This window comes from Faecalicoccus pleomorphus DSM 20574, from assembly GCF_000420345.1.
Classification (GTDB): Bacteria; Bacillota_I; Bacilli_A; order Erysipelotrichales; family Erysipelotrichaceae; genus Faecalicoccus; species Faecalicoccus pleomorphus.
In genome coordinates, this window is record NZ_ATUT01000002.1 from 1 (window position 1) to 24,619 (window position 24,619).

The following is a 24,619-nucleotide window of genomic DNA, read 5'->3' on the forward strand; positions in this document are numbered from 1 at the left end:
AGGATAAGCGCTGAAAGCATCTAAGCACGAAACCTACTCCAAGATGAGATCTCCCATTCGCAAGAAGTAAGACCCCTTAAAGACGATAAGGTAGATAGGCCGGAGATGGAAGTGTAGCGATACACGGAGTTGACCGGTACTAATCGGTCGAGGACTTAATCAGAGATGTCTTGAGCATGTTGTTTAGTTTTGAGGGAGCGATCCTTCAAAAGAATGATCCGGTGACGATAGCGAAGTGGAACCACCTGAACTCATACCGAACTCAGAAGTTAAGCACTTCAGCGGCGACAATAGTTGGGCCTGCCCCTGCCAAGATAGCACGTTGCCGGGTCTTTTTTTATTTCTTAAGATTTTCTTAAACTCATGTCTGTGAACTTGAGTTTTTTTTTCGTTATGCTAAAATATGCTTCATATAAGGAGAATTATGCATAAATATATACGAATTATTAAATCAAAGCCTTTTTTTATCGCTATGGCTTTTTTAATTCAATTATGGTTGTTTGCCTTTTTGATCACATGGCTATCCCGACGATTCTTTGGTTTTTATCTATTATTAGTTATTTTAAGTTTCTTTGTTAGTGTTCAGGTAATTAATCGTGATTCTGATTCATCAAGCAAGCTCTTGTGGGTCTTAGTAATCATGTTCATGCCGGTTTTTGGGGGATTGTTGTATGTTCTGTTTGGAGCCAGAAAGATTCCAAAGGCTCTGATGATCAAAGATAGACAGGCAAATCGAGATTATCAGCGTTATGCCAAACAAAGCATACAGGTCATGCAGAATGTAAAAAATGACTTTGTTTTGGATAAGATGGTTACTTTGGCATGGTCAAATGGCTATTTTCCTGTGTATGATCATTGTCATGTAACTTACTTTCCTTCCGGAGAAACACAGTATCAGGCGTTTTTAGAAGCATTATCCCAAGCTAAGATCTATATCTTTATGGAGTTTTTTATTATCAATAAAAGTGTAATGTGGGATACGATCTTGCAGATTTTAATGGATAAGGCCAGTGAAGGAGTTGATGTACGATTGATCTATGATGATTTTGGTACGATTACCTATCTTCCGGCTCATTATGATCGATGGTTGAATGAACGTGGTGTAAAGACACATCGATTTAATCCTATGAAGGCTCAAATTGCTATGCAGATGAATAATCGCGACCATCGCAAAATTTTAGTTGTCGATGGAAAAGTTGCTTTTACCGGTGGTTGTAACATATCCGATGAATATATCAATACCAGAGAACGATTTGGACATTGGAAGGATATGGGAGTTTGTATCAAGGGAGCCGCTGTTGAAACTTTTACGGTTTCTTTTCTACAAATATGGAATTATCAGGCCCAGGAACCAACACCGTATGCTCCATTCGTGCTTTCTAAAGATTTACAGGCTACTTATAATGAACCAGGTTATGTCATACCTTTTAGTGATTCTCCAACAGATGAAAATTATACCGGAAAGTATATGCAGCTAAACCTTTTGAATACATCTTGTGATTATTTCTGGATTTCTACACCGTATTTGATTTTGGATGATGAAATGGTTTCCAGTTTACAGCTTGCGGTTAGTAATGGTGTGGATGTTCGCATTATCGTACCGGCTATTCCGGATAAAAAAATGGTCTATCAGGTCACAAAGGCGAACTATGATGCCTTGATCAAAAAAGGTGTCAAGATCTATGAATATACACCGGGCTTTATTCATGGAAAAGTAGCTGTCAGTGATGATCGAAGTGCTTTGGTAGGTACGGTAAATATGGATTTCCGTTCTTATTATCTTCATTATGAATGCGGAATCTATATGCGTGATACACTTTGTATTCAAGATATAAAGAAAGATTTTGAAGAAATCTTTAAAGTATCGCATGAAGTAACCCTGCAAGAATGTGAGAATGTGAACTTCTTTGTTCGAGAATTTAGAAAGATCTTAAAAATATTTGGTCCGATGTTATAGAAAAGATGGAAGGATCACAAATTTGTTGTGGTTTCCATCTTTTTATTTTTCAGCAGAAAAAAAAGATACAGTTGTAAGGACTGTATCTCATGCTTCTATAACATTTTTTTAGGATCGACGTAACGATCAAATTCTTCTTCACTTAGATAGCCAAGATGTAAGATTGCTTCTTTTAAAGAACAGTTGTGATGATATGCATATTGGCTTGCTTTTCCTGCTTTTTCATATCCGATTACCGGATTTAGACATGTCACCAACATCAAAGAATGATGAAGGTTTTCATCCATTGTCTTTTGATCAGCCTTTAAGCCGACAAGACAGCGTTTTGTAAAAGAATCGATCGCATCACTGAGTAATTGAAGGCTTTGATCTAAGTTATAGGCGATGACCGGCATAAAAACATTGAGTTCGAAGTTTCCCTGACTAGCGGCAATGCCAACTGTAGTATCGTTTCCCATGACTTGTACAGCGACCATCGTTAAAGCCTCACATTGTGTCGGATTGACTTTACCGGGCATAATCGAACTTCCTGGTTCATTACTTGGAATTTCAATTTCATGTATGCCACATCGTGGACCGGAAGCCAGCCAGCGAATGTCATTGGCAATCTTCATGCAGTTGCATGCCAACCCTTTCAATGCTCCGGACAACATCACACAGGCATCTTTACTGGTCAGTGCATGAAATTTATTGGGATCCGGCTTAAAATCAATGCCGGTCTTTTCTTTTAAAATCGCACAAATCTTTTCATCGAAATCTTTTGGACAGTTGATTCCGGTTCCAACTGCAGTTGCGCCGATGGCCAGTTCATCCACAAATGGCAGGCATTCTTGAATTTGACGCATGCTGTGTTCGATCATGGAACGATAGCCGCTAAGCTCCTGTGAAAAATAGAGTGGCGTTGCATCTTGTAAGTGGGTACGTCCGATCTTGATAATACCCTCATTTTCTTTTTCCAGTTTTTGAAGCTGATCAACCATTTTTTGACAGGCAGGCAAGAGTTCTTCTCTTGTCTTTTGCGCCAGCATCATATGTAGTGCCGTTGGGAAGGTATCGTTGCTGCTTTGTGAACAGTTGACAGTGTCGTTAGGATGCAGGATCGTGGCATGAGCCCAAAGATTTCCCAGAGTGGTAATCACTTCATTAAAATTCATGTTGGTCTGGGTACCGCTGCCGGTTTGCCAAATATGTAACGGAAACTGATCCAAATATTGGCCTTCCTGAATTTGTTGGCATACGTGGCAAATAGCATCGCATTGTTCCTGGGTGATCTTTCCATAGGAAGCATTAGCCTTGGCACAAGCCTCCTTTAACAAGCTAAATGCATACAACAAGCTTTTTGGCATGGTTTCCTTTCCAATCGGAAAGTTTTCCAGACTGCGCTGTGTTTGACTTTTCCAGTATTTATCAGCGGGTACTTTTACTTTCCCCAGTACATCTTCTTCAATTCTGTATTCTGACATAATAGGACCTCCAATACAGTAAGTGTAACATTTTTTTTAGGTGGGTTCTATGTTAAAATGGGTGTGGTTTTAAAGTGAAAAGGAAGAGATAGTATGCGAATGGAACGAGACTACGAGGCATATTTTGACGACTATAATTGTTTGAAAGTCTATATGTCAAAAAACTTTTTTAACGGATCTTCCCGTATTTTTCATTTAAAGGATTCCTGTGATCGTATCATTCATTTAAATATTGATCATAAACAGGATCTTTTAAACGGTTATACCAAATATGTATTGTCCTTAAAAGAACCGCTGATCATGGGAGAAGAATATGTCGTTTATGATGAACATTGTCAAAAAACGATCTGTCAGTATTCTCATATCGTCAAAACGATTCGATTTAATCAGGAATATGAAGTAAAAGATATTGATCTTGGCTGTTTTTACACAAAGGAGTGTACTGTATTTCGTTTATGGTCCCCGGTAGCTTATCAAATTTTGTTGCGACTGGATGATCATGGACAAAAATCAACGATTGAAATGGAGCGTAAAGAAAAAGGAATTTTTGAGACAACAGTATCTAAAGACCTTTTAAATGCACATTATACATTTATGGTGCGAGCTAACGGAACTTGGAAAGAAACGGTGGATCCGTACAATTCTTTCTGTGGTCCCAATACGCAATATAGTGTTGTGCAATCCATTGAAAATGTAAAGCTCCCTAAAAAGGTGAAAGTACCTTTGATGCGATCGAATACAGATGCGATTATTTATGAAGCCAGTATTCGTGATATGACATCCGAACCAGGTATCGGGGTGAAGCATCCACGCAAATTTAAAGGCTTTACCGAGGAAAACATCACAACAAAGTCCATGAGTACAGGCTTTAGCTATATTCAATCTTTGGGAGTAAGCCACATTCAGCTTTTGCCGGTGTTTGATTTTGGCAGTGTGGATGAGGTCTATACAGATATCTTTTACAATTGGGGCTATGATCCGGTCCATCACCGGGCCCTGGAAGGCAGTTATTCGACCGATTGCACCGATGCGACCAAACGAATTGAAGAGCTGGCTCATTTAGTACAGGATTGTCATCAGGCGGGCTTGAAGGTGAATCTGGATTTGGTCTTTAATCACGTATATACCAAAGAAAAGTACCCGTTGGAAATTCTGGTTCCCAACTATTATTTTTTGATGGATACGGAAGGAGAGTTCAGTAACGGCTCTTTCTGTGGAAATGATATTGATACGCAACCACCGATGTCACGCAAATATTTTGTAGATACATGTCTTCGTATCGTAGAGTGGTTTGATGTGGATGGTTTTCGTTTTGATTTGATGGGAATTTTGGATTATAACTTAATGAATGAAATTGCCGAGAAGTGTAGGGCACTGAAGCCGGATTTTATGATCTATGGAGAAGGTTGGAATATGCCTAGCTTTGTGCCGGAACATCTAAGAGCTTCGATGTTGAATCAGGAACATATGCCATTGATTGGTCATTTCAGTGATCGTTTTCGGGAAACATGTCGCGGTTCCAATGGAGATTTGGAAATTTGTGGTTATTCCAATGGCGATACCGGGTTATTGAATTCTATGCAACAATGTTTGGGTGGCGGTTGCCTGGATCATCTTTTTGATTCGCCGCAAAAAGCTATCAATTATGTGGAGTGCCATGACAACCATACGCTGTGGGATAAAAACAGTGTGTGTTGTCAACATGAGTCCAGAGGGGTCTTGATGCAGCGACAAACCTTGGCCAATGCTTTGGTGATCTTAGCACAGGGAATTCCTTTCCTTCATGCCGGTCAGGAATTTGGCTGCACAAAGTATAATTTAGGAAACAGCTACAATCGCAGCGACCACTATAATCATATCGACTACAACCTGCGCAATAAGCATATGCCGATCGTAGTGGATACCAAGCTGTTGATCAAAATTCGTAAAGAGCATCCATGTTTTCGCCTGGCTACAAAAGAAGAGATCGAAGCCAATGTTAGCTTTGGTGATATCGATGGAAAAGTATTGGTCTATCAGGCAAAGTGTAAAGAGGATGTCTGTCTTTGTTTCTTTAATCCGACTTCGGAACATTTTACATACGATTCGCATCAAAAGCTGTCGATTTTATTTGATAATGGAAATATCAATGCGGCCACGACTTATCGGGTAGGGATCGCTCCGTATTGTGTTGTCGTTTGTACATTGAGTTAAGACGAATTCACTTGACTTGTTCATCATCAAAACATAAAATAGTTTCAATAATGCGTAAAGACAAGAGGAGGAAACCATGGCAAAGTTTTGTAAAGAACCATCCAGAACATTTAGTGAGTATTTATTGATTCCCGGTTATACCGATGAAAACTGTACACCGGATAACGTGAATCTTCGTACGCCGTTAGTTAAGTTTAAAAAAGGAGAAGAACCGGCACTTCATTTAAATATTCCTATGGTATCAGCCATCATGCAGGCCGTCAGCGGTGAAGAAATGGCTTGTGCCTTAGCACGTGAAGGGGGCGTTAGTTTCATCTATGGTTCCCAGTCGATTGAATCACAGGCGGCAATGGTTGCCAAGGTCAAGGCAACAAAATCCGGTTTTACCGGCAGTGATTCCAATATTTCCCCGGAAGCTACTTTAAAAGATGTGATCGAATTAAAGAAGAAAACAGGCCACTCCACTATGGCAGTGACGGAAAATGGCGAAGCGGACGGTAAATTGGTCGGCATCGTAACCAGCCGTGATTATCGTGTCAGTCGTATGGACCTAGATACAAAAGTCAAAGAATTCATGACACCGTTTGATAAGCTGATCGTAGGGAAGGAAGACATTACCTTAAGTGAGGCCAATGATTTGATCTGGGATCATAAATTGAATCAGCTTCCGGTCGTTGATGACAAGCAGCGCTTAAAAGCTTTTGTCTTTCGCAAGGACTATGCATCGCATAAAGAAAATCCCAATGAATTGTTAGATGACCAAAAACGCTATATCGTAGGGGCCGGTATCAATACCCGTGACTATCAGGAACGTGTTCCGGCTCTGGTAAAGGCAGGGGTCGATGTACTTTGTATTGATTCCAGTGAAGGATATTCCTGCTGGCAGGCAAAGACATTACAGTGGATCCGCGATACTTATGGTGATCGTGTTAAAGTCGGTGCCGGAAATGTTGTCGATGAAGAGGGATTCCGCTTTTTGGCCGAAGCCGGAGCGGACTTTATCAAAGTCGGTATCGGTGGAGGTTCCATCTGTATTACCCGCGAACAAAAAGGGATCGGGCGTGGACAGGCCACGGCAACTTTAGAAGTTGCACAGGCCCGTGACAAATACTTTGAAGAAACCGGTGTGTATATTCCAATTTGCTCTGATGGTGGTATCGTACACGATTATCACATTACGTTGGCTTTAGCCTTCGGTGCGGATTTTGTGATGTTGGGACGTTATTTTGCACGCTTTAAGGAAGCACCGAATAATTTGGTCAGTGTCAATGGAAACTATATGAAAGAATATTGGGGCGAAGGAAGTGCCCGTGCCAGAAACTGGCAGCGCTATGATGTCGGCGGAGAAGGCAAGATGAGCTTTGTCGAAGGAGTTGACTCCTATGTGCCTTATGCGGGAACACTTCATGAAAATGTCGGTTTGACCCTTTCTAAAGTCTCTCATACGATGTGTAACTGTGGATGTCTGACGATTCCTGACTTGCAGAAGAATGCCAAAGTGACTTTGGTTTCCAGCACAAGTATCGTTGAAGGCGGTGCACATGACGTTGTGGTACGTGATGAAAGTTTTGATGCCAAACCACAGTAATATAAGGGCGTAAAACCCTTTTTTTGTTGTCGGTTGCACTTTCAAAAAGACTCTGTTATAGTGTGACCATGAATAGAGATTTTCAAAATAGTTCGGATTTATTGTTGGATATCAGCATCTTATATAGAAGTACACAAAAGTATTATGATCAAATGCTTCAAAGCATTTCATTGACCTATGCACAGCTCCCGATCTTGATTCTGATTTATGAAAATGAAGGCATTTCTCAGCAGCAGATTGCCCAGGATGGCGGCTATGACAAGGGGACGATTACCAAGCAGGTACAGAAGCTGGAGGAAATGGGATATATTCGGGTACAGCCATCTAAAAAGGATAAACGGGCCAAAGAACTTTATACAACGGCTAAAGCAAGAGGTATCATGAGCAAGGTCTATGCGATCCGTACTTCCTGGTGGCGGCATATCAGTTCTTCCATTCCTAAAGAAGATATGGCAGCTTTCTCCAACTTTTATAAAAATATGGCGGCTTCCGCCAAGGAATTTGCGAAAGCCGATTTAAATGCGATTTCTTTTTTTGAACATCAGAAGCTTAGCTTTCAAAGCGTTCCGGGCAAGGTTTCAACCATTGTCGCCACAGGGGGCTGTAACTATCGCTGCCCTTTTTGTAATGAATCACATCTGGTTTTTTTAAAAGAGGATTCCATCAGCTATTCTCAGGAAGAAATCTTACAATACGTAAAGAGTCGAAAGGATATGCTGGATTCGATAACAATCACCGGTGGAGAACCTTTGATGCATACAGAGCTTGATCCTTTTTTAAAAAAAGTAAAACAGATGGGATTTTTCATCAATTTGATGACCAATGGTTCGTATTTTGAACATTTAAAAAGCCTGGTTGAACAAAAATTAGTGGATCGAGTTGTCATGCATATTAAAAATGTTCCGGGAAAATATGGGGAAACGATTGGATTGAAAACATATGAGATTCATGAAGTTGAAAAATCGATACGTCTTTTAAATACAGAAAAGATAGAAAGCGTATTTGTGATTACACCGGTGCATGAGTTTCATACACCAGAGGATCTGGTTGCTATGGCCAAATGGCTACAGCCGGCGCCTAGCTTGGAACTGCATATTTTTGAAGAGAAAGAAACGGTCATTCAAAAAGGATATCATGGTTATACCCGAGAAGAATTGAATAAGATAAAAAAAGAGTTGGAAGTCTATATACCTAATGTAAAGATACGATAGGAGGGGTTGTATGCTGAAGGTGGAAAAAAGAGATGGAACCATCGTAGATTTTGCGATCGCCAAGATCGTAAATGCGATTCAAAAAGCGTTTGATTCCTGCAAGATGGCTTATGACCCACAAATCTTTGATCTGCTGGTATTACGTGTCAGCGCGGATGTACAACCAAAGATCAAAAACGATATCGTCTCTGTTGAAGACATACAGGACAGTGTGGAACGTGTGCTTTCTCAGGCCGGTTATACAGAGGTGGCCAAAGCATATATCTTGTATCGTAAACAAAGAGAGAACATTCGTCGCATCGAAAATACGACGTTGGATTATAAGAATATTGTAGATGCCTATCTGGATGATGTGGAACAAGAACAGCTTCTGGATCAGCCTTCATTATATTCTGTTGGTGGTTTGATACTATCCAATTCCGGTGCCATCACCAGAAATTACTGGTTGAGTGAAGTCTATGATGCCACGATCAAGGAAGCGCATAACAGCGGCTTGATCCATATTCATGATCTGGATATGTTGACAGGGGATAGTGCCAGCTGGTCTTTGTTGACGTTGATTAGACAGGGTATCACCGGTATGCCAGGTCAGGTACATTCTAAAGCGCCAAAGCATTTGATGACCTTATGTAATCAGATGGTCAATGTTTTAGGCATCCTGCAAAATGAATGGGCTGGTGCGCAAAGCTTTTCAAGCTTTGATACGTACCTGGCTCCTTATGTGAAAAAAGAAAAGCTTTCACTTTCCGATGTGAAGAAAGCTCTGGAGGCTTTTATATACGGTGTGAATATCCCTTCACGCTGGGGAACGAAAACGCCATTTAGTAACGTGCTTTTTGATATGCAGGTACCGCAGGCTTTAAAGGATACCAAAGCCTGGGTAGGTAACAAACAGATGGATTTTACCTATGGACAATGCCAAAAGGAAATGCATATCATTCAGGAAGCTTTCTTTTCGATTCTACTGGAGGGGGATGCCAAACAAAATGGTTTTCCTTTTCCAATCGTGACAGTCTTGCTGGATAAAAACTTTGATTTTGAAGAGAAAAGCTACACAAATCTCTTTCTATGTGCCGGTAAGTACGGTATGCCATACTTTGTAAACGCATCGATGGTTCAAAGGGATCCCTATCGACCACTGAATCCAAAACATTGGAACTACAAGCCGGGCTTTTACAGCTATCCGGAAAACTCAGGAAGCATCGGTACCGTTACGATCAATCTTGTAAGGCTGGCGTGGCTGGCAGAGGATGAAACTGGTTTTTTCCGATCATTAGATGAAGTGTTAGCTTTATCTTGTCGTTCTTTACAGATCAAACGCCAAGTTTTGACAAAGCTGTTTCGCAGTGGCTTGTATCCTTATACAGCCTGTTACATCGATAGCTTTGAACATCATTTTTCCACGATTGGAATCGTAGGTATGAATGAAGCCGGTATCAATGCCAAATGGCTTCAAAAAGATATGGGGCATAAGAGCACGCAGGAATTTGCCCGTAAAGTTTTATCGCATATACGAGATGTTTTGATGAAGCAGCAGGAAAGTACGCATTGTCTATATAATCTGGAAGCTACACCGGCAGAAAGCGTATCGTATCGCTTTGCGAAAAAAGATCAAGATCTTTATCCTGATATGAAAACAGCCGGTATTGTATCTTATACCAATTCGAGCCAGATGCCTTTGGAAAATGAGGAAGATCTTTTTTCTTCTTTACAGATTCAGGAAACGATTCAGTCTCTGTATAACGGTGGAGTTTCTTTTTCCATACCGATGGCTAAAGGCATGGAAGATACGACAGCTGTTAAAACGCTGGTACAAAGTATCATCAAACATTTTTCTATCTATGATTTTATGTTGTCGCCGGTGTACTCGATATGTCCGGATCACGGCTATATCTCCGGCTTAGTCAAACAATGCCCGCAATGTGAGAAAGAATGTACGGTGTGGGCACGTATGGCAGGGTATTATCATCCCGTTAATTTTCAAAATGAAAAGGTCCGACAGGATTTTATCCGCCAACATCCTTATATTTTAGAATGAGATGCGAATGAGCACCTCTTCTTTTTTGCCAATGAGAAGGAGGAAAACAATGAAATTGATCATCAATTATTTAAAACCCTATAAATTTCTGGTGTTGTTGAATATTGTATCCATCTTTGGGTTTGCACTGGCTGAATTGGGTATTCCAACATTGATTTCCGATATGATCGATGAAGGCGTGCTGCGCCAGGATAGCCAGTATTTGTTTCGAACGGGTCTGATCATTGCGTGCATTGCCTTGATCGGTGTATGTGGAACGATCCTGTTGGGATATTGTTGTGCCAAGATTTCCACATCAGTGACTCGAGATATTCGAAACGATGTATTTAAAAAGGTACAGACTTTTTCACATGCCCAGATGAATGAGTTTGGCGTATCGTCTTTGATCACCAGAACGAATAATGATGCGTATCAAATTATGGTCTTTTTAAATGTGATCCTGCGAACGGCTTTACTTACACCGGTGATGTTTTTTGTCAGCTTTACATTGACGATTCAATCCAATCTGCAGCTTTCCATGATCATTGCCTCTACGATTCCTTTGATCATATTAGGCGTTATTCTGGTCGGTCGTTTTTCGGAGCCCATCAGTGAAAAACAACAAGGTTCACTGGATAGACTCAACCGCATCTTTCGTGAAAATCTGACCGGTATCCGTGTAATTCGTGCTTTTAATAACGATGCTTACGAATCCAAACGATTCGATGAAGAAAATCGCTTTTTCATGAATCAGTCTCGAAAGTTATTTAAGCTGATGTCCAGTACGGAACCCATGTTTTTCTTTGTGATGAATTTGGCCGCTTTGGCGATCTATTATGTAGCGGCCGGCATGATCGATGCCAATACCTTACAAGTCGGTAAATTGATTGCCTTTATGGAATATCTGTTTCATGCGATGTTGTCGGTCATGTTGTTTTGTACCGTTTTTATGATGTATCCAAGAGCCAGTGTATCTGCTAGACGAATTCGTGCCATCTTTGATTCACGATCCGAGATTACAGAACAAAACGATGCCATAGATTTAGAACATGTAGATTCCCTGGAATTCGATCACGTGACCTTTGCCTATCCGGATGGGGAAGAAGCGGTTTTAAAAGATATTAGCTTTAGTGTCAAAAAAGGGGAGACGATTGCCTTTATCGGTTCGACCGGTTCAGGAAAAAGTACATTGATCTCTCTGGTACCCCGTTTTTATGATGTGAGTCAGGGAAGTATTCGTATTAATGGCAGGGATATTCGATCGTATAAAATCGATTCGCTTCGTGCCTGTATCGGTTATGTTGCCCAAAAAGCCGTCTTATTTCGAGGAAGTATAGAAGAAAATATTCGCTTCGGCAATGCACATGCGAGTCAACAAGAGATCGAAAAAGCAGCGCATGTCGCACAGGCTTATGACTTTATCATGGAAAAACCGGAACAGTTTCAAGAAAGGATCGTAGAAGGGGCCACCAATGTATCCGGGGGACAGAAACAGCGTCTTTCAATTGCCCGTGCCCTTGTCAGACATCCACAGATCTGCATTTATGATGATTCTTTTTCTGCCCTGGATTTTGCGACCGATGCCAAGCTTCGTAAAGCCTTAAAGCCGGAGATCAAAGACTCCATCATGATGATCGTCGCCCAACGAGTTTCTACGATCATGAATGCCGATCATATCCTTGTACTGGATGAGGGAAAGACCGTAGGCTATGGAACGCATACAGCATTGTTGAAAAATTGTCCGGTGTATAAGGAAATAGCCTTATCGCAGTTAAGTGAGGAGGAACTGACTTATGGAAAATAGAACCATCAAGACAAAAGATTGTCTAAAAGCTCTTCTTCATTTTATGAAACCCTATCGTTTTAAATTGAGTATTGCGATCTTGATGATCGTTTTGACACAGTTATCCTTTGCGTTAAATCCGACAGTAGAAGGGATGATCACAACCTCTTTGATGCAGGATGCGATGGATATCATTCAAGGAGTGCCCGGTGCCCATGTGCATTTTGAAACCATTTTAGGCATTATGCTGCTTTTATTGGGATTATATGTGATCAAGACAGTTTCCCAACTCATCACAGCTTTTTTCTTAACCGATGCGATTCAAATGACGATGCACGATGTACGAAATGCGTTACAAAAAAAGATCCAGCGACTGCCGGTACGCTATTTTGACGATCATGCCTTTGGAGATATATTAAGTCGTGTGACTAATGATGTCGATGCCTTAAGCAATGCGCTTCAACAAGCATTGACCAGAGTATTCGGTGCCGTTTTGACATTTATTTTCGTAATTACGATGATGTTGATGATCAATCCGGTCATGACTGCCATTGCCTTATTGATCATTCCACTTTCATTGATCATTACAAAAGTCGTTGTCTCTCATTCGCAAAAGCTCTTTGAAAAACAACAAAATACATTAGGGGAGCTGAATGGAACGATCACTGAAATGTATGGAGGATTTAATGAAATCATTCTCTATGGGAAACAACAGGATGCCATTCAGATATTTCAGGATGTCAATGATAAGATGTGTAAAGCAAGCTTCAAGGCCCAGTTTGTTTCCAGTCTGATTTCTCCATTAGTATCCTTATGTACGTATTTAGCCATTGGAGCTGTTGCGGTATTTGGCTGTGTACTGGTTATTGAACAAAAACTGCAGGTAGGAAACTTACAGGCTTTTATCCGCTATATCTGGCAGATCAATGATCCACTTTCGCAGATTTCCCAATTATCTTCACAGGTACAATCGGCTTTTGCGGGTATGCATCGAATTTTCGGTATGTTGGCAGAAGAGGAAGAACCACTAGAAAAAACAGAAGTAAAAGAAGTCGATACCATGAAAGGGGATGTGAAATTTGAACATGTCCAGTTTGGTTATGATGAAGACTTATTGATGAAGGATGTCAATATCGATGTCAAAGCCGGACAGATGGTTGCGATCGTCGGTCCTACCGGTGCCGGAAAGACAACACTCATGAATCTGTTGTTGCGGTTTTATGATGTGAAAGGCGGAAGCATAAAGATTGACGGGGTAGATATACGCGATTTTAAACGAGAAGATCTAAGATCTTTATTTTCGCTGGTCTTGCAGGATACATGGCTTTTCCATGGAACGATCTATGACAACATTCGCTATGGTCGTTTAAGCGCACGTAAGGATGAAGTCATCGAAGCCGCCAAAATGGCCAATGTTCATCATTTTATCCGTACCTTGTCGCATGGCTATGATACGGAGCTAAATGAAGAAGCCAATAATATCTCACAGGGAGAAAAGCAGCTTTTAACGATTGCCAGAGCCATCTTAAAGGATCCCCAAATCTTGATTTTAGATGAAGCCACCAGTTCCGTGGATACGCGCCTGGAAAAGATGTTACAGTCGGCTATGCAAAGAGTGATGAAAAATCGAACCAGCTTTGTCATTGCCCATCGCTTATCGACCATCAAAAATGCTGATTTGATCCTTGTCTTACAACATGGTGATATCGTAGAACAAGGAACCCATGAAAGTCTGTTAGAAAAACAAGGCATCTATGAAAAGCTATATCATTCACAGTTTGCCCAACAGGAAGAGTAGAGTTCAGAAATATTTCTGGACTTTTTTAGATTAAGATTTCATAAAGTATATTGTAAAAAAATACAAAGACCCATATAATGTAAAAAAAGAAACTTTTTGAAAATAAATGAAAGGGGTTACTATGAAACGCTATACAATCAATCATTGCCCACTTTCTACAGTAGAGGCAACTTTGGTCAAGAAAACCGTACATTCTTATCATCCCAATCCTGTGACAAGCAGTTCAGCTACACCGATCTATGAGCTGCAGTTTGAGACAGAGAAAGGATTGTTGACATTTGAAATCGATGCCTTTGGATATCAGACTATTCCCACAGGTGTCAAAAGTGAGTTAACTTATCAGGGCTATGAACTGATTTCTTTTAAAGACTGGTATCCTGTAACACAATAAACTAGCCTGATATGTTTTGTTTTATGGTGACGCGAAAGTATTCGAAAACAATTGTTTGGTCGAATACTTTAATAAAAAGCTTATGATTTGTGATGAAACGATGGCAAAAGGAGTATGAAGATGCGAAAAGAATGGATAGAAGAATTGATTCAAAGGCTTTTAGAGGGACAGAAAGCCAATCAAAAAGATGGAGTATATGCATGGATGCAGATCGAAACCGCCTATCAGTCCAATAAAATCGAAGGCAATACATTGACACGAAAACAAGTCGCTTCCATTTTTACACGTGGAGAGATCATACCGGATGATAATAGTATTCGTTTGGTTGATATTGAAGAAACGACTGGTCATTTTGTGATGTTTGATGAAATGTTGAAGACTTTAAACAATTCGGTTTCCAATAATCTAATCAAAAAATATCACCTGTGTTTTAGAAACAGCAGCAGCCAGGATGTACGCAAAGGCTCCTATGCCGGCGAATATCACAGACAAAAAGAAAGAGAAGAAAGCGAATGGGAAAAGGTTACCCAAAGAATGGATGATTTGATCAATACATATAATGAAAGAGATACGCACTCTTTGGAAAGTCTGGCACGTTTTCATGCCGCTTATGAAGCAATTATGCCTTTTCAGGGAGGAAACAGTCGAATCGGACGAATTCTTTTGATCAAAGAGTGTTTAAGAAGCAAGCAAGTTCCTTTTATCATACATGCAGCCAATAAAGATACTTATAAAGATGCCTTAAACAAAGCACAAAATGAGCAATTAGAAGAATTGATGGATTTTTTCAAGAAAGAACAAATCAATTTTGAAAGAGAAATCGATAAAATTTTATCCAAAGAAGAATAGAGGTTCATTATGGAACAAGAATGCATTCTATTGGATGATACAAAACAGGAATTACAGATTCTAATCGGTACAAAATGTACAATTTCATATAAAGATATAGAAAAAGTATCTATTTTAAATGAAGATGCGAACTTTAAAGGAAAGACAGAACCTTTCTTACATCAGGTGTTAGGTGGAGTTTCTTTCTTTACTTTCTTTGGAGGACCCGGACTTTATGTAGGGCTAAAGATTCTTTTAAAGGATGGTTCGATCAAAGCAGCTTATATTTCAGATCGTAAAACCGGTATGAATACGGATTGGTATAGAGAAGACGTAAAGAAAGCAAAACTATTGAAGAGAAAAATCGATAAGAGAATCGAATGTGCAACTGTTTGATTATCTTTGTAGAAACATGGTATAGATTCTTTATCGGTTACACATTTGACTGGAAGGAAAGCTGGTTTTATGAAACGAGAATTAGGAATTGCCCGTTGTGGATTGGCATGTTGTCTATGTTCAGAAAATATAAGTTGTGCAGGTTGTGATTCAGGACAGTGTCCGGATAAGGATGTGTGTGCGAACAGAAAGTGTTCGATATCTAAAGGAATCAAACATTGTTATGAATGCAGCGAAGCATGTCAAAAAGGCTTGTTGTCTAAAATAAAATCCTATTCTTTTACAGAATTTGCCAAAAGATATGGTGAAGATACGCTTTTAGATTGTCTGGAAAGAAATGAGAAAATGGGAGTTGTCTATCATCGTGAGGGAATAAATGGGGATTATGATGCTTTTGATGATGTAGAGGCATTGATCAATTTCATAAAAACAGGAAAGAGATAAAAAAAGCGAACAGAGAACATTCTGTCCGTTTTTTACTTGTTGGTGCGGGCGAAGGGACTCGAACCCCCACGCCAAAGGCGCCAGATCCTAAGTCTGGTGCGTCTGCCAATTTCGCCACGCCCGCAAGACTGCTTTAATATAATAGCAGAACCTTTTTAAAAAATCAATGTAAAATTGTAGGCTTGTGTTTGGCCTCAATTTGCTCCTGAATATAAGTTTCCAGTTCTTCCAACAACTCATCTGTAAGTTCGATATCTTCTATCATGACAGGTCCATCATGTGTTTTATCCAAAACAAAATGAATTTCGGGTAACGATCTGAATTCTGTTTTACCGAACTGTTTTTCATATTTTTCTAACTGCTCCAAAATAGGCTGTGCAATTTGTTTGATAATCTTTTCATTTTTCATGCCTTTATTATAGCGTAATGTCTTTTCTTTTGACAAGGAAAGTGATACTGCCTTTATTTTAAGAACTGTATTTGTTATGATATAGGCACCGGAGGAATGAAATGGAAAAACCGAACAACAAAGTGCAAAAAGAAGAAATTGACGATTTTGCCAAAGCTTTACTGGATAAAAAAACGGATATGGCCATTTATGCCAATCGATCCGATACGATAGATAAAACAAAAGAAAAAAACGAAGATGAAAGAAAAGCAGCTGAACAAACCTTATCTTCGGCTTTAGATATGCTTCGAAAAGAAAGAGGACAATCAACCATTGCCGAAGAAGAGCAGCGTTTTTATTATAATCAGCTTCAGGAAGAGGATGATGATTTTACAACATCTTCGATCGAAGAGTTAAAAACACAGTCTTTTGATGTCAATACGGTTGCCAAAGCTTTACATGAATACGATCAGGATCAAACGATTCGTACTAAGCTAAAAGTGGATTTAAATAAATCAAATGCCAAAGGGGTACCACATACCACCAAGAAAAAAGAGAAACCGGTCAAGAAAAAACGATCTAAGAAAAAGATTGCCATTATTGCCGGTGTAGTGGTTTTATTCTTGGCATGTTTGGGCGGCTATGCTTATAAGATCTATGTTTGGGATCCGGCACATATTGTAACGGAAGCTATGCAGAAGTCCTATGACAAGCTGGTTAGCTATGCTGATGAATATGGAAGTGATCTTGATAGCGATGCTACTTTAATGTCGGATTCAGAGCGATTTGAACTATTGGATATGGATGAAGATTACGATCGTCTAAACGCAACACAGAAAGAAGAAATCAACGATTATTTTAAAGAGCAGACAGGTAAAACATATACCAGTTTGGTAAAAGAATTACAACAAATGAGAGATGAAATTGGTACGGATCCTAATGGTCCTTATCAAAGAATTACTTCTCTTTTGACAAGCTGGAGTTCTTTAAGTGCTTCTCAACAATACCAATTATTGGATTTAGAAAGTGCTTATTCACAATTATCGGATAAGCTGCAGGAGCGTATTGATGATATGTCCAAAGCCAATGCGGATATGGGCTTTACTGAGCTTCTAGAAAACATCCGCAAGGATAAAGAAGCGGCGGATCAGCAAGCGGCGCAGCAACAACAGGCATTATCTTCTTTACAGGGCCAATTACAATCTTTACAAAACCAACTGGCCTCTTATGAAGAATATGGACAGACATTGCGTACAGAACTTGCGACAGCACAAGCAAATGGGGACTCTGCCAGCATCAGTGAATTGAATTCTGCGATTTCTTCCAATGACCAGACAATCACACGTCTGGAAACACAGATTGCCAGTCTTCAATCACAGATTGATAGCGCTCAATAACAAAAAAAACTCAACTTATCTGTGTACTTTTTTCAAAAGTATGATATGATAGTTGAGCAATCGCCGACATAGCACAGTTGGTAGTGCAACGCACTCGTAACGCGTAGGTCGCAAGTTCAAGTCTTGCTGTCGGCACCAGTTAGCTTTTAAACAAGGAATGTAAGTATATAGACATTCCTTGTTTTTTTTAATGGCTGGCGAAAAACGAGGATTTTAAAGACAATATGAATCATGCTATACTTTTAGGAAATGGAGGATAATATGGCAAAACAAGGAATTCGTATCCGTAAGAGTTTATATATCGTGTTGTGTATGGGAACTGTACTCAGTTTGATTCTTTGTATTGGTATCGCATTCGGTTTTTTCACAAAAGAAAAGATCGTAACCAAAGAAGTGGAAAAAGAAGTTCAGGTCGTACCGGATAACTATTTGTTTTTGGGAGATTCTTTAACGGATTATTTTGATTTAGAGACTTATTTTCCAAATCAGCCGGTTGTGAATAGTGGTATTGCGGGCAATACGACCGATCAGATTTTGGCATCGATGAAGACAAGAGTTTATGACTATAATCCATCCAAGATCTTTTTATTGATTGGAACCAATGATTTAAGAGATGGCAAGCCACAAGAGGCAGTCGTACAAAATATAGAAAAGATCATCGAAGAGATTCAAACAAATCGTAAACAAGCTGAAATATTTGTAGAGAGTTTATATCCAGTCAATGCTTCTGTCAGTTCGGCGGTAGGTGTTCGATCCAATGCAACGATTCAAAATATCAATGCGCAGTTACAGGAATACTGTAATGAAAAGGATCTTACATATATTGATCTGTATGCAAAATTGCAGGATGAGCAGGGAAATCTTCAGACACAATATACAGTCGATGGATTACATTTGAGCGATATGGGTTATCAGGTCGTCGCCGAGGTCCTGCAGGAATATTTGAAGTAAATGAGGAATCAAAATGGATTTGAGTACGTTAAAAGAAGAATTTCATTCGTTTCAGAATACAGATTGGATGCTTTTGATGGTAACGGTATCTTTATTTTTAACACAGTATGTTACGGCAGCTGTACTGCTTGTGTTTTTAGGCTGGACAGCTTATAAAAAAGAATTATGGGTTTCCATCAAGGAACAGCTTGGTGCCATTTGGATTTATTTATTTATCGGTATAGAGATCATTGTTTCATTTTTCGCAAACAATTTGATTGGACTTGTTAATGCTTTGGGAATGCTTTTGGTGATGGGATTTATCAGTGTCTATCGAAAACAAGTACACCCTAAGTTATTTCATTATATGATCAACATCATGTTGATTGGATCGATCTTCGTGGGAATCTTGGCGCTTTTTCAATTTGCGGACTTTTCGGCACAGAAAGGATATGACTTTTTCGAATTCCATATTCAAAACTCACCAAAACGAAGAATCATGGCTACTTTTGATAATGCCAACTTATATGCGACAATGTTGGAGTTTTGGATCTTTTTTTGCGTCTATCGTTTTATCCAGTGTAAGGGCTTGTTAAAAAGAATACTCTATGTAGTCGTTGGCCTGTTTAATTTCGGGCTGCTGTATCTGACCGGTTGCCGCACTGCTTTGTTGCCGCTTGTTGTCATCATTCCTTTATTCTTCTTTCTGGCAAGAGAAAAAAAGTGGTTGCTTCTATCTTTAGTTGGATTAGGTATAGGCATCATATTGGTTTTTATGGAACCGGATTTGATTCCCAGAATCACCGATATGAGCACATTGGAATCACGCTTTAAGATATGGAACTGTGCATGGATGGGCATTCAAAACTATCCAATATTCGGCCTGGGACCACAATCTTATCATCTGTATTATCAAATGTTTAATGGACATAAGGCACCGCATGCGCATAATATTTATGTAGATTCTCTAGCTTCTTATGGGATCGTTGGAACTTTGTTGATCATTTATTATGCCTGTCGATATCTGTTACCAGAAATAATAAACGTAAGATTGTATGATCGACAGTTGTTTGGTTTGATCATCGGATTCATTCTGATTTTTTTGATTCATGGTTTACTGGATGTAACAATGAATGTATTGGCCACGGCACTGGTTTTTATGATGATCTTAAATGCCGGTGTTTTGGTGAAAAAAGATTGAAAATTCAATTTAGATTGTGTTAATGTAGTGATAAAGAAAACAGACAGTAGAAGGAGATTTTTTAATGCGATTTTCTCGATTCTTCGTCTGCTTTTTTTTGCTTATTTCTTTAACGGGATTTCAGGAAACTTCGTCTTACCAAAACGAGCTTGAGGCTTTGGAAAGACAGGCGATGGACTGCAAAGAGCAGCATGCTGCACAAGTTTCACAGTCTTTACAGGAAATAAGAAAAGAGATTTTAAAAGATCTGGAATCGGTATTGAATAAAGCCGATTTAAATGACATCGAGTTAAAAGAACTCAAAGAAAAAAAGAAAGTAACACATCGCTCTTATGAGCGATTGAAAAAACAAATGGCGCTGTATCTGATGCAGGAACAAAGTATGTATCCATATTGTCTGGAAGGACGAATTTCCAACGAAGGGAAAGAACTTCAAACTTTGTATATGCATCAAAAACAACTGGAAGAAAAATGTTCTCAAAAAGAGAAGAAAAAAGTTGAATTCCAGCTGGAAATTCAAAATCTTCAAGCGTATGATAAGCGTGTTGACAAAGCACAGAACACCCTCAAGGAGCGATTTCAACGCACCGATGGATTTGATCATACTGTTCGTGGCCAACATAATCCACAAAAGACGATTCAGGGACTAGAAGATCTTCCGGTATTTGGCTCTATACATTCTACAAAGAATGATTCACACTTTTCCTGTCTGGCGCAGGATGCTTCCATTACTTCTACAAGTCCATATTGGGGAAAAGTATCGGATCAAGGTTATATATCGGCCGGAACATGGTCGTATCCGCACGGAGGAATGCATTTAGGTATGGATCTTGCCCTGGCATTATATTCAAACATCTATGCTCCGGCCAATGGCATCGTTTTATATGCCGATACCTCATACAACAGCAATGATGGCTATCTGGGCAACATGGAAGGATGGCCTTATGGTGGGGCAATACGCTTTGTGTGATCGTTTCGATACAGGAAAAATTGTATGCCCTGACCTTTGCTCATTTGTCCAATACGATTTATGTAGCTCCCGGACAACAGTTTTCGCAAGGTGATGTTCTGGCCTTATCCGGAAACAGCGGCAACAGTACAGGCGGTCATACACACATTGAAGTTTTTGAACTGCATGCTTCTTTGGAACAAGAGGTTTCTTATTTTCAACAAGGTGCTGATTTTAGCTTTGGCTGCGGATGGGATGCTCCTCATACGCAAAGTATATGGGCCACTCGAATTCGACCGGAAGAAGTGATTACGGGATAGGAGAATTATGAACGATTTATTTTTAGAACGCATGAAAAGAGAGTTAAAAGAAGACTATCCGGCTTTTGAGAGATCTTTGGAACAACCGATGTATAAAGGGTTAAGCTATCATCCTAAAAAGATCACGAAAGAAATGCTGAAAGCTAATACACCACTTTTGGAACCTAGTCTTTTTTATGCTTATGGCTATTACATCGATCGATCTTTAGGAAACCATCCTTATCATATTGCCGGTGCGTTCTATTTACAGGAGCCAAGTGCTTCGGCAGCGGTTACCATATTGGATGTACAACCTTCGAATACAGTATTGGATCTCTGTGCGGCACCGGGTGGAAAATCCAGCCAGATTTTATCACAGCTGCAGGATGGCTTTCTGGTATCCAATGAGTATGATGGCAAACGAGCCAGAATTTTATTATCAAATTTGGAGCGCATGTCCGCACAAAATTTTTGCCTGACACAAGGCGATACTAAAGTTGTTTGCGAAGAGTTGGAGTCCTGCTTTGACAGAGTCTTGGTCGATGCGCCATGCTCCGGCGAAGGCATGATGAAAAAACACGATGCCGCTCAGGATAACTGGTCACTGGAAAATATACAACAATGTGCTATGCGGCAGGACTATATTCTGGATCAGGCCTATAAAGCATTAAAAAAAGGTGGATATATGGTCTATTCGACTTGTACGTATGCCAGAGAAGAAAACGAAGAAACCATTGCCTCCTTCTTAAAAAGACATCCGGATATGCAGCAGGTCGATCCGGAAGTATCCTTTGGACAAAGAGGCTTTGATACACCGGGCATGGATGCTGATAAGGTGGTTCGCATTTTCCCTATGCAGAAGGGGGAAGGTCATTTTATTTGTAAGATGCAGAAAATGCAGGGAGAAGTAAGAAAGCTTCCTATAAAAAAGGTTCGAAAAAAAGATCAGTGTGACGATATTCTTCAGGAATTCCTGGTGAATATTCCAAGATATGCATATCAGCAGGATGATGCGTTTTATATTATGGACCATCCGTTTATCGAATTTAAGAAAACACATTGTTTGCGACAAGGCATCCTGGCAGGCAATCTGGTCAAAAAAAGATTTGAACCTGCGCATGCTTTGTTTATGGCATTCTCAAAAGAGAATTATAAACAAAGTGTAGAATTGGATCTAGCGCAGATGGATGAAGTAATGCATGGATTACAGATTCCCTATGAATGTAAAAAGGGATATACCTGTTATTGTATTGATGGCATTCCATTTGGTTTTGGGAAAAGCGACGGGCATAGGATCAACAACCGGATTCCTAAAGGCTTACGCTTATTGCCCAAGAGTCATGTGACTAAAGGAGATTTTTGAAAATGAAAGATGAAGTCTTAAAATATATTAAAGTAATTATTGGAAGTATTTTATTTTCCTTGGGGATCTACTTTTTTATCACACCCAGCGGATTAAACTCCGGGGGTGTTGTAGGTATCGCGCAGATATTAAATATCGTACTGCGTCCTTTGAATCCCAATCCGGATTCTTTCGATCTAACGGGTATTATGAATATGCTTTTAAATGTGCCTTTATATATTTTGGCACTCAAATCAATTTCAAAATCCTTTTGTCTAAGAACTTTGATCAGTATCATCATTCAGATGGTTACTTTATCACTATTGCCATTACGAACAGAAGCCATTATGCCCGATATGCTAAGCAATTGTGTATTTGGTGCTTTGATGAGCGGTGTTGGTGTCGGGCTTTGCCTGCAAAGCAGCAGCTGTGCCGGTGGAATTGATATATTAGGTGTTTATTTTTCCAAGACTAAACCTAATTTTTCTGTCGGAAAACTTTCTATCATTTTAAATTTCTTTGTGTTTGCGATTTTTGCCTATATCGTAAATTTACAGAATGCCTTATATTCTATTATTTTTGTAGCGATCATGTATTTTGTTGGCGATAAGGTGCACTATCAAAATATCAATATTTCAGCCATGATCTTTACGCAAAACGAAAATTTAAAAAAGGAAATCATGCGAATTACCGGACGTGGCGTAACCTGTTGGAAAGGACAGGGTGTTTATACCGGCCAGGAAAAAGATATACTGGTCGTTGCGTTAAACAAATATGAGATCCGGCGTCTAGAGAAAGCCATAAAAACTGTAGATCCACATGCCTTTATGATCTTAAGTGAAGGACAGAAAATATCGGGCGGATTTGAAAAACGGTTGTAAAAGAACGGGAGAGTTAAAATAGCTTAACTCTCCTTTATTATAGCTTTATTTGATTTATCTTTTTCTCTATGTGGTTAATGATCTTTTTCGCAAGCTCGACATCTTCTTCATTATGATATCTTGCCTGCTCAAATATGATATCCATTATTAAAACATCAAAATTTGTAAAAAGCCTTTAGTACTCCATAAAATGTTTTATCATTAAGCTTGATGCATTTTTATTTCTTCACTGTCATTTTTATACTGACGTGAATGAATACTTGATTAGATAGATGAAATTGGTTATTATATTATACTCAATTTTGAGTTTTGAAAGCGTTCGTGTTAAGATGAATCTATAAAATTATAAAGGAGTTGTAATCCTATGAAACGAAAACAAATCATGAGTTTATTACTTGGTGCGATGTTATTGTTTGGTTGTTCTTCTCCGTCTTTGGAATCTATTCGACTTTCTGTGGAGGATGCCAAAGAGATTGAAGTCGGTGATACTGTGGAAGTGGAGGTTGAGACCGATCCTTCAGATTTTGAATTGGATAAAGAATCATTTCGTGTGACAAAGAAAGCCGATCTTTCTTTAAAAGAAAATACCTTGCTTGTTGTACCACAAACGGCAGGAGAATATCAGGTGACAGCCAGTCAGGATGATGTCACAAGCAATACATTGCGATTTACGGTAAAAGCGAAAGAAAATAAAAAAGAATATACAAATGAAGATGCGAAAAAAGATATGGAAGAAAAAACAGAATCCTCACAACAGGATCCAATAAAGGATGCACAGGGTTCCAATAATACACCTGAAACATCATCGGATTCTAATTCTTCCTCATCGGATAATGCAGTATCCTGGTCACAAAGTGATCCTTTAAGTGTGGATGAAACGCTTCAATACGGTGATCTTCTTCAAAAAAGCGGTCAATCAGTCTGGCTGCAGGGAGATTTACCACAGACTATGACAAATGGAGGTATGATCCTATATAACGGAGATCATTCGACTTTTATATCGATTGAAGACCCAATGCATTTGATTGACTTTGGCGGTACAAACGCTATGATCGTCGGTAAGATCAAACAACAGGGAAGTAGTTATTGTGTGGTCGTAGAAAAGGCCTATGCATTATAAGCTGGTTTCGTAAGAAATCAGCTTTTTCGAAAGGAGAAATCAC

General features: G+C 39.4%; 21 protein-coding genes, 2 tRNA genes and 2 rRNA genes. 22 read left to right on the top strand and 3 right to left on the bottom strand.

Features of this window, described 5'->3' with window-relative positions; genetic code table 11:
• The 3 genes from G413_RS0101585 to cls all read left to right on the top strand — a co-directional run.
• Nucleotides 1-163, top strand: a 23S ribosomal RNA gene (locus G413_RS0101585); the annotation flags it as partial.
• 54 nt (nucleotides 164-217) lie between these two features.
• A 5S ribosomal RNA gene (gene rrf, locus G413_RS0101590) occupies nucleotides 218-331 on the top strand.
• 141 nt (nucleotides 332-472) lie between these two features.
• Nucleotides 473-1,957 (top strand): cardiolipin synthase, encoded by a 1,485-nt coding sequence (gene cls / locus G413_RS0101595; protein WP_248664871.1) that lies wholly within the window; start codon nucleotides 473-475, stop codon nucleotides 1,955-1,957.
• A gap of 95 nt (nucleotides 1,958-2,052) precedes the next feature.
• Here the strand turns inward: cls and G413_RS0101600 are convergent, their stop codons facing one another.
• Nucleotides 2,053-3,420, bottom strand: coding sequence for a class II fumarate hydratase (locus G413_RS0101600; protein WP_022789202.1), 1,368 nt, complete (start codon nucleotides 3,418-3,420; stop codon nucleotides 2,053-2,055).
• A 93-nt stretch (nucleotides 3,421-3,513) separates the two neighbouring features.
• On the opposite strand from G413_RS0101600, the gene pulA reads away from it, so the two are divergent.
• From pulA to G413_RS0101650, 10 genes are all read left to right on the top strand, one after another.
• Nucleotides 3,514-5,613: a type I pullulanase gene (gene pulA / locus G413_RS0101605; RefSeq protein WP_022789203.1), complete on the top strand. Its 2,100-nt coding sequence runs from the start codon at nucleotides 3,514-3,516 to the stop codon at nucleotides 5,611-5,613.
• A gap of 76 nt (nucleotides 5,614-5,689) precedes the next feature.
• Complete coding sequence (locus tag G413_RS0101610; protein WP_022789204.1) at nucleotides 5,690-7,201, top strand: IMP dehydrogenase; 1,512 nt, start codon at nucleotides 5,690-5,692, stop codon at nucleotides 7,199-7,201.
• 68 nt (nucleotides 7,202-7,269) lie between these two features.
• Nucleotides 7,270-8,412 (top strand): anaerobic ribonucleoside-triphosphate reductase activating protein, encoded by a 1,143-nt coding sequence (locus G413_RS0101615; RefSeq protein WP_037614301.1) that lies wholly within the window; start codon nucleotides 7,270-7,272, stop codon nucleotides 8,410-8,412.
• Nucleotides 8,413-8,422: 10 nt separating this feature from the next.
• A complete protein-coding gene (locus tag G413_RS10630) occupies nucleotides 8,423-10,450 on the top strand; it encodes a ribonucleoside triphosphate reductase (protein ID WP_022789205.1) in 2,028 nt (675 codons plus the stop codon).
• A gap of 49 nt (nucleotides 10,451-10,499) precedes the next feature.
• The gene (locus G413_RS0101625) at nucleotides 10,500-12,233 is read left to right on the top strand and encodes an ABC transporter ATP-binding protein (RefSeq protein WP_022789206.1); all 1,734 of its coding nucleotides are present in this window, start codon (nucleotides 10,500-10,502) and stop codon (nucleotides 12,231-12,233) included.
• Nucleotides 12,223-14,010, top strand: a complete 1,788-nt coding sequence (locus G413_RS0101630) for an ABC transporter ATP-binding protein (protein WP_022789207.1) — start codon at nucleotides 12,223-12,225, stop codon at nucleotides 14,008-14,010. The genes G413_RS0101625 and G413_RS0101630 overlap by 11 nt, the downstream gene beginning before the upstream one ends.
• 121 nt (nucleotides 14,011-14,131) lie before the next feature.
• Entirely contained in the window at nucleotides 14,132-14,401 is a 270-nt protein-coding gene (locus G413_RS10635) for a DUF2500 domain-containing protein (RefSeq protein ID WP_022789208.1), read from the top strand.
• 120 nt (nucleotides 14,402-14,521) lie between these two features.
• Nucleotides 14,522-15,250 carry a Fic family protein gene (locus G413_RS10640; RefSeq protein ID WP_022789209.1) on the top strand — a complete coding sequence of 243 codons (729 nt, stop codon included), beginning with the start codon at nucleotides 14,522-14,524 and terminating at the stop codon, nucleotides 15,248-15,250.
• A 9-nt stretch (nucleotides 15,251-15,259) separates the two neighbouring features.
• Nucleotides 15,260-15,625 (top strand): hypothetical protein, encoded by a 366-nt coding sequence (locus G413_RS0101645; protein WP_022789210.1) that lies wholly within the window; start codon nucleotides 15,260-15,262, stop codon nucleotides 15,623-15,625.
• 69 nt (nucleotides 15,626-15,694) lie between these two features.
• Nucleotides 15,695-16,069, top strand: coding sequence for a DUF3795 domain-containing protein (locus tag G413_RS0101650; protein WP_022789211.1), 375 nt, complete (start codon nucleotides 15,695-15,697; stop codon nucleotides 16,067-16,069).
• Nucleotides 16,070-16,109: 40 nt separating this feature from the next.
• On the opposite strand, the gene G413_RS0101655 is transcribed toward G413_RS0101650, so the two are convergent.
• Nucleotides 16,110-16,193: transfer RNA gene (locus G413_RS0101655), tRNA-Leu, on the bottom strand.
• 39 nt (nucleotides 16,194-16,232) lie between these two features.
• Nucleotides 16,233-16,478, bottom strand: a complete 246-nt coding sequence (locus G413_RS0101660; RefSeq protein WP_027968982.1) for a hypothetical protein — start codon at nucleotides 16,476-16,478, stop codon at nucleotides 16,233-16,235.
• Nucleotides 16,479-16,579: 101 nt separating this feature from the next.
• Between G413_RS0101660 and G413_RS0101665 the strand changes: the two genes are divergently transcribed.
• The 9 genes from G413_RS0101665 to G413_RS0101710 all read left to right on the top strand — a co-directional run bounded on the left by G413_RS0101665 (nucleotide 16,580) and on the right by G413_RS0101710 (nucleotide 24,576).
• Nucleotides 16,580-17,854, top strand: coding sequence for a hypothetical protein (locus tag G413_RS0101665; RefSeq protein ID WP_022789213.1), 1,275 nt, complete (start codon nucleotides 16,580-16,582; stop codon nucleotides 17,852-17,854).
• A 62-nt stretch (nucleotides 17,855-17,916) separates the two neighbouring features.
• Nucleotides 17,917-17,992, top strand: a tRNA-Thr gene (locus tag G413_RS0101670).
• A gap of 123 nt (nucleotides 17,993-18,115) precedes the next feature.
• Nucleotides 18,116-18,805 (top strand): GDSL-type esterase/lipase family protein, encoded by a 690-nt coding sequence (locus tag G413_RS10645; RefSeq protein ID WP_022789214.1) that lies wholly within the window; start codon nucleotides 18,116-18,118, stop codon nucleotides 18,803-18,805.
• 13 nt (nucleotides 18,806-18,818) lie between these two features.
• Nucleotides 18,819-19,985: an O-antigen ligase family protein gene (locus G413_RS0101680; RefSeq protein ID WP_022789215.1), complete on the top strand. Its 1,167-nt coding sequence runs from the start codon at nucleotides 18,819-18,821 to the stop codon at nucleotides 19,983-19,985.
• Between the two features lie 64 nt (nucleotides 19,986-20,049).
• Nucleotides 20,050-20,955: a hypothetical protein gene (locus G413_RS11650; protein WP_022789216.1), complete on the top strand. Its 906-nt coding sequence runs from the start codon at nucleotides 20,050-20,052 to the stop codon at nucleotides 20,953-20,955.
• Complete coding sequence (locus G413_RS11655) at nucleotides 20,922-21,254, top strand: M23 family metallopeptidase (protein WP_081637591.1); 333 nt, start codon at nucleotides 20,922-20,924, stop codon at nucleotides 21,252-21,254. The genes G413_RS11650 and G413_RS11655 overlap by 34 nt, the downstream gene beginning before the upstream one ends.
• Nucleotides 21,255-21,261: 7 nt before the next feature.
• Entirely contained in the window at nucleotides 21,262-22,596 is a 1,335-nt protein-coding gene (locus G413_RS10655) for an RsmB/NOP family class I SAM-dependent RNA methyltransferase (RefSeq protein ID WP_022789218.1), read from the top strand.
• 2 nt (nucleotides 22,597-22,598) lie between these two features.
• The gene (locus G413_RS0101700; RefSeq protein WP_022789219.1) at nucleotides 22,599-23,456 is read left to right on the top strand and encodes a YitT family protein; all 858 of its coding nucleotides are present in this window, start codon (nucleotides 22,599-22,601) and stop codon (nucleotides 23,454-23,456) included.
• A gap of 364 nt (nucleotides 23,457-23,820) precedes the next feature.
• Nucleotides 23,821-24,576, top strand: coding sequence for a metal ABC transporter substrate-binding protein (locus G413_RS0101710; RefSeq protein ID WP_022789221.1), 756 nt, complete (start codon nucleotides 23,821-23,823; stop codon nucleotides 24,574-24,576).
• Nucleotides 24,577-24,619: the final 43 nt, after the last annotated feature.

What these genes read in the sequence shown, in the direction of transcription:
- cls (WP_248664871.1), top strand. Translation starts at nt 473, where the DNA reads ATGGCTTTTTTAATTCAATTATGGTTGTTTGCCTTTTTGATCACATGG.
- G413_RS0101600 (WP_022789202.1), bottom strand. Translation starts at nt 3,420, where the DNA reads ATGTCAGAATACAGAATTGAAGAAGATGTACTGGGGAAAGTAAAAGTA.
- pulA (WP_022789203.1), top strand. Translation starts at nt 3,514, where the DNA reads ATGCGAATGGAACGAGACTACGAGGCATATTTTGACGACTATAATTGT.
- G413_RS0101610 (WP_022789204.1), top strand. Translation starts at nt 5,690, where the DNA reads ATGGCAAAGTTTTGTAAAGAACCATCCAGAACATTTAGTGAGTATTTA.
- G413_RS0101615 (WP_037614301.1), top strand. Translation starts at nt 7,270, where the DNA reads ATGAATAGAGATTTTCAAAATAGTTCGGATTTATTGTTGGATATCAGC.
- G413_RS10630 (WP_022789205.1), top strand. Translation starts at nt 8,423, where the DNA reads ATGCTGAAGGTGGAAAAAAGAGATGGAACCATCGTAGATTTTGCGATC.
- G413_RS0101625 (WP_022789206.1), top strand. Translation starts at nt 10,500, where the DNA reads ATGAAATTGATCATCAATTATTTAAAACCCTATAAATTTCTGGTGTTG.
- G413_RS0101630 (WP_022789207.1), top strand. Translation starts at nt 12,223, where the DNA reads ATGGAAAATAGAACCATCAAGACAAAAGATTGTCTAAAAGCTCTTCTT.
- G413_RS10635 (WP_022789208.1), top strand. Translation starts at nt 14,132, where the DNA reads ATGAAACGCTATACAATCAATCATTGCCCACTTTCTACAGTAGAGGCA.
- G413_RS10640 (WP_022789209.1), top strand. Translation starts at nt 14,522, where the DNA reads ATGCGAAAAGAATGGATAGAAGAATTGATTCAAAGGCTTTTAGAGGGA.
- G413_RS0101645 (WP_022789210.1), top strand. Translation starts at nt 15,260, where the DNA reads ATGGAACAAGAATGCATTCTATTGGATGATACAAAACAGGAATTACAG.
- G413_RS0101650 (WP_022789211.1), top strand. Translation starts at nt 15,695, where the DNA reads ATGAAACGAGAATTAGGAATTGCCCGTTGTGGATTGGCATGTTGTCTA.
- G413_RS0101660 (WP_027968982.1), bottom strand. Translation starts at nt 16,478, where the DNA reads ATGAAAAATGAAAAGATTATCAAACAAATTGCACAGCCTATTTTGGAG.
- G413_RS0101665 (WP_022789213.1), top strand. Translation starts at nt 16,580, where the DNA reads ATGGAAAAACCGAACAACAAAGTGCAAAAAGAAGAAATTGACGATTTT.
- G413_RS10645 (WP_022789214.1), top strand. Translation starts at nt 18,116, where the DNA reads ATGGCAAAACAAGGAATTCGTATCCGTAAGAGTTTATATATCGTGTTG.
- G413_RS0101680 (WP_022789215.1), top strand. Translation starts at nt 18,819, where the DNA reads ATGGATTTGAGTACGTTAAAAGAAGAATTTCATTCGTTTCAGAATACA.
- G413_RS11650 (WP_022789216.1), top strand. Translation starts at nt 20,050, where the DNA reads ATGCGATTTTCTCGATTCTTCGTCTGCTTTTTTTTGCTTATTTCTTTA.
- G413_RS11655 (WP_081637591.1), top strand. Translation starts at nt 20,922, where the DNA reads ATGGCCTTATGGTGGGGCAATACGCTTTGTGTGATCGTTTCGATACAG.
- G413_RS10655 (WP_022789218.1), top strand. Translation starts at nt 21,262, where the DNA reads ATGAACGATTTATTTTTAGAACGCATGAAAAGAGAGTTAAAAGAAGAC.
- G413_RS0101700 (WP_022789219.1), top strand. Translation starts at nt 22,599, where the DNA reads ATGAAAGATGAAGTCTTAAAATATATTAAAGTAATTATTGGAAGTATT.
- G413_RS0101710 (WP_022789221.1), top strand. Translation starts at nt 23,821, where the DNA reads ATGAAACGAAAACAAATCATGAGTTTATTACTTGGTGCGATGTTATTG.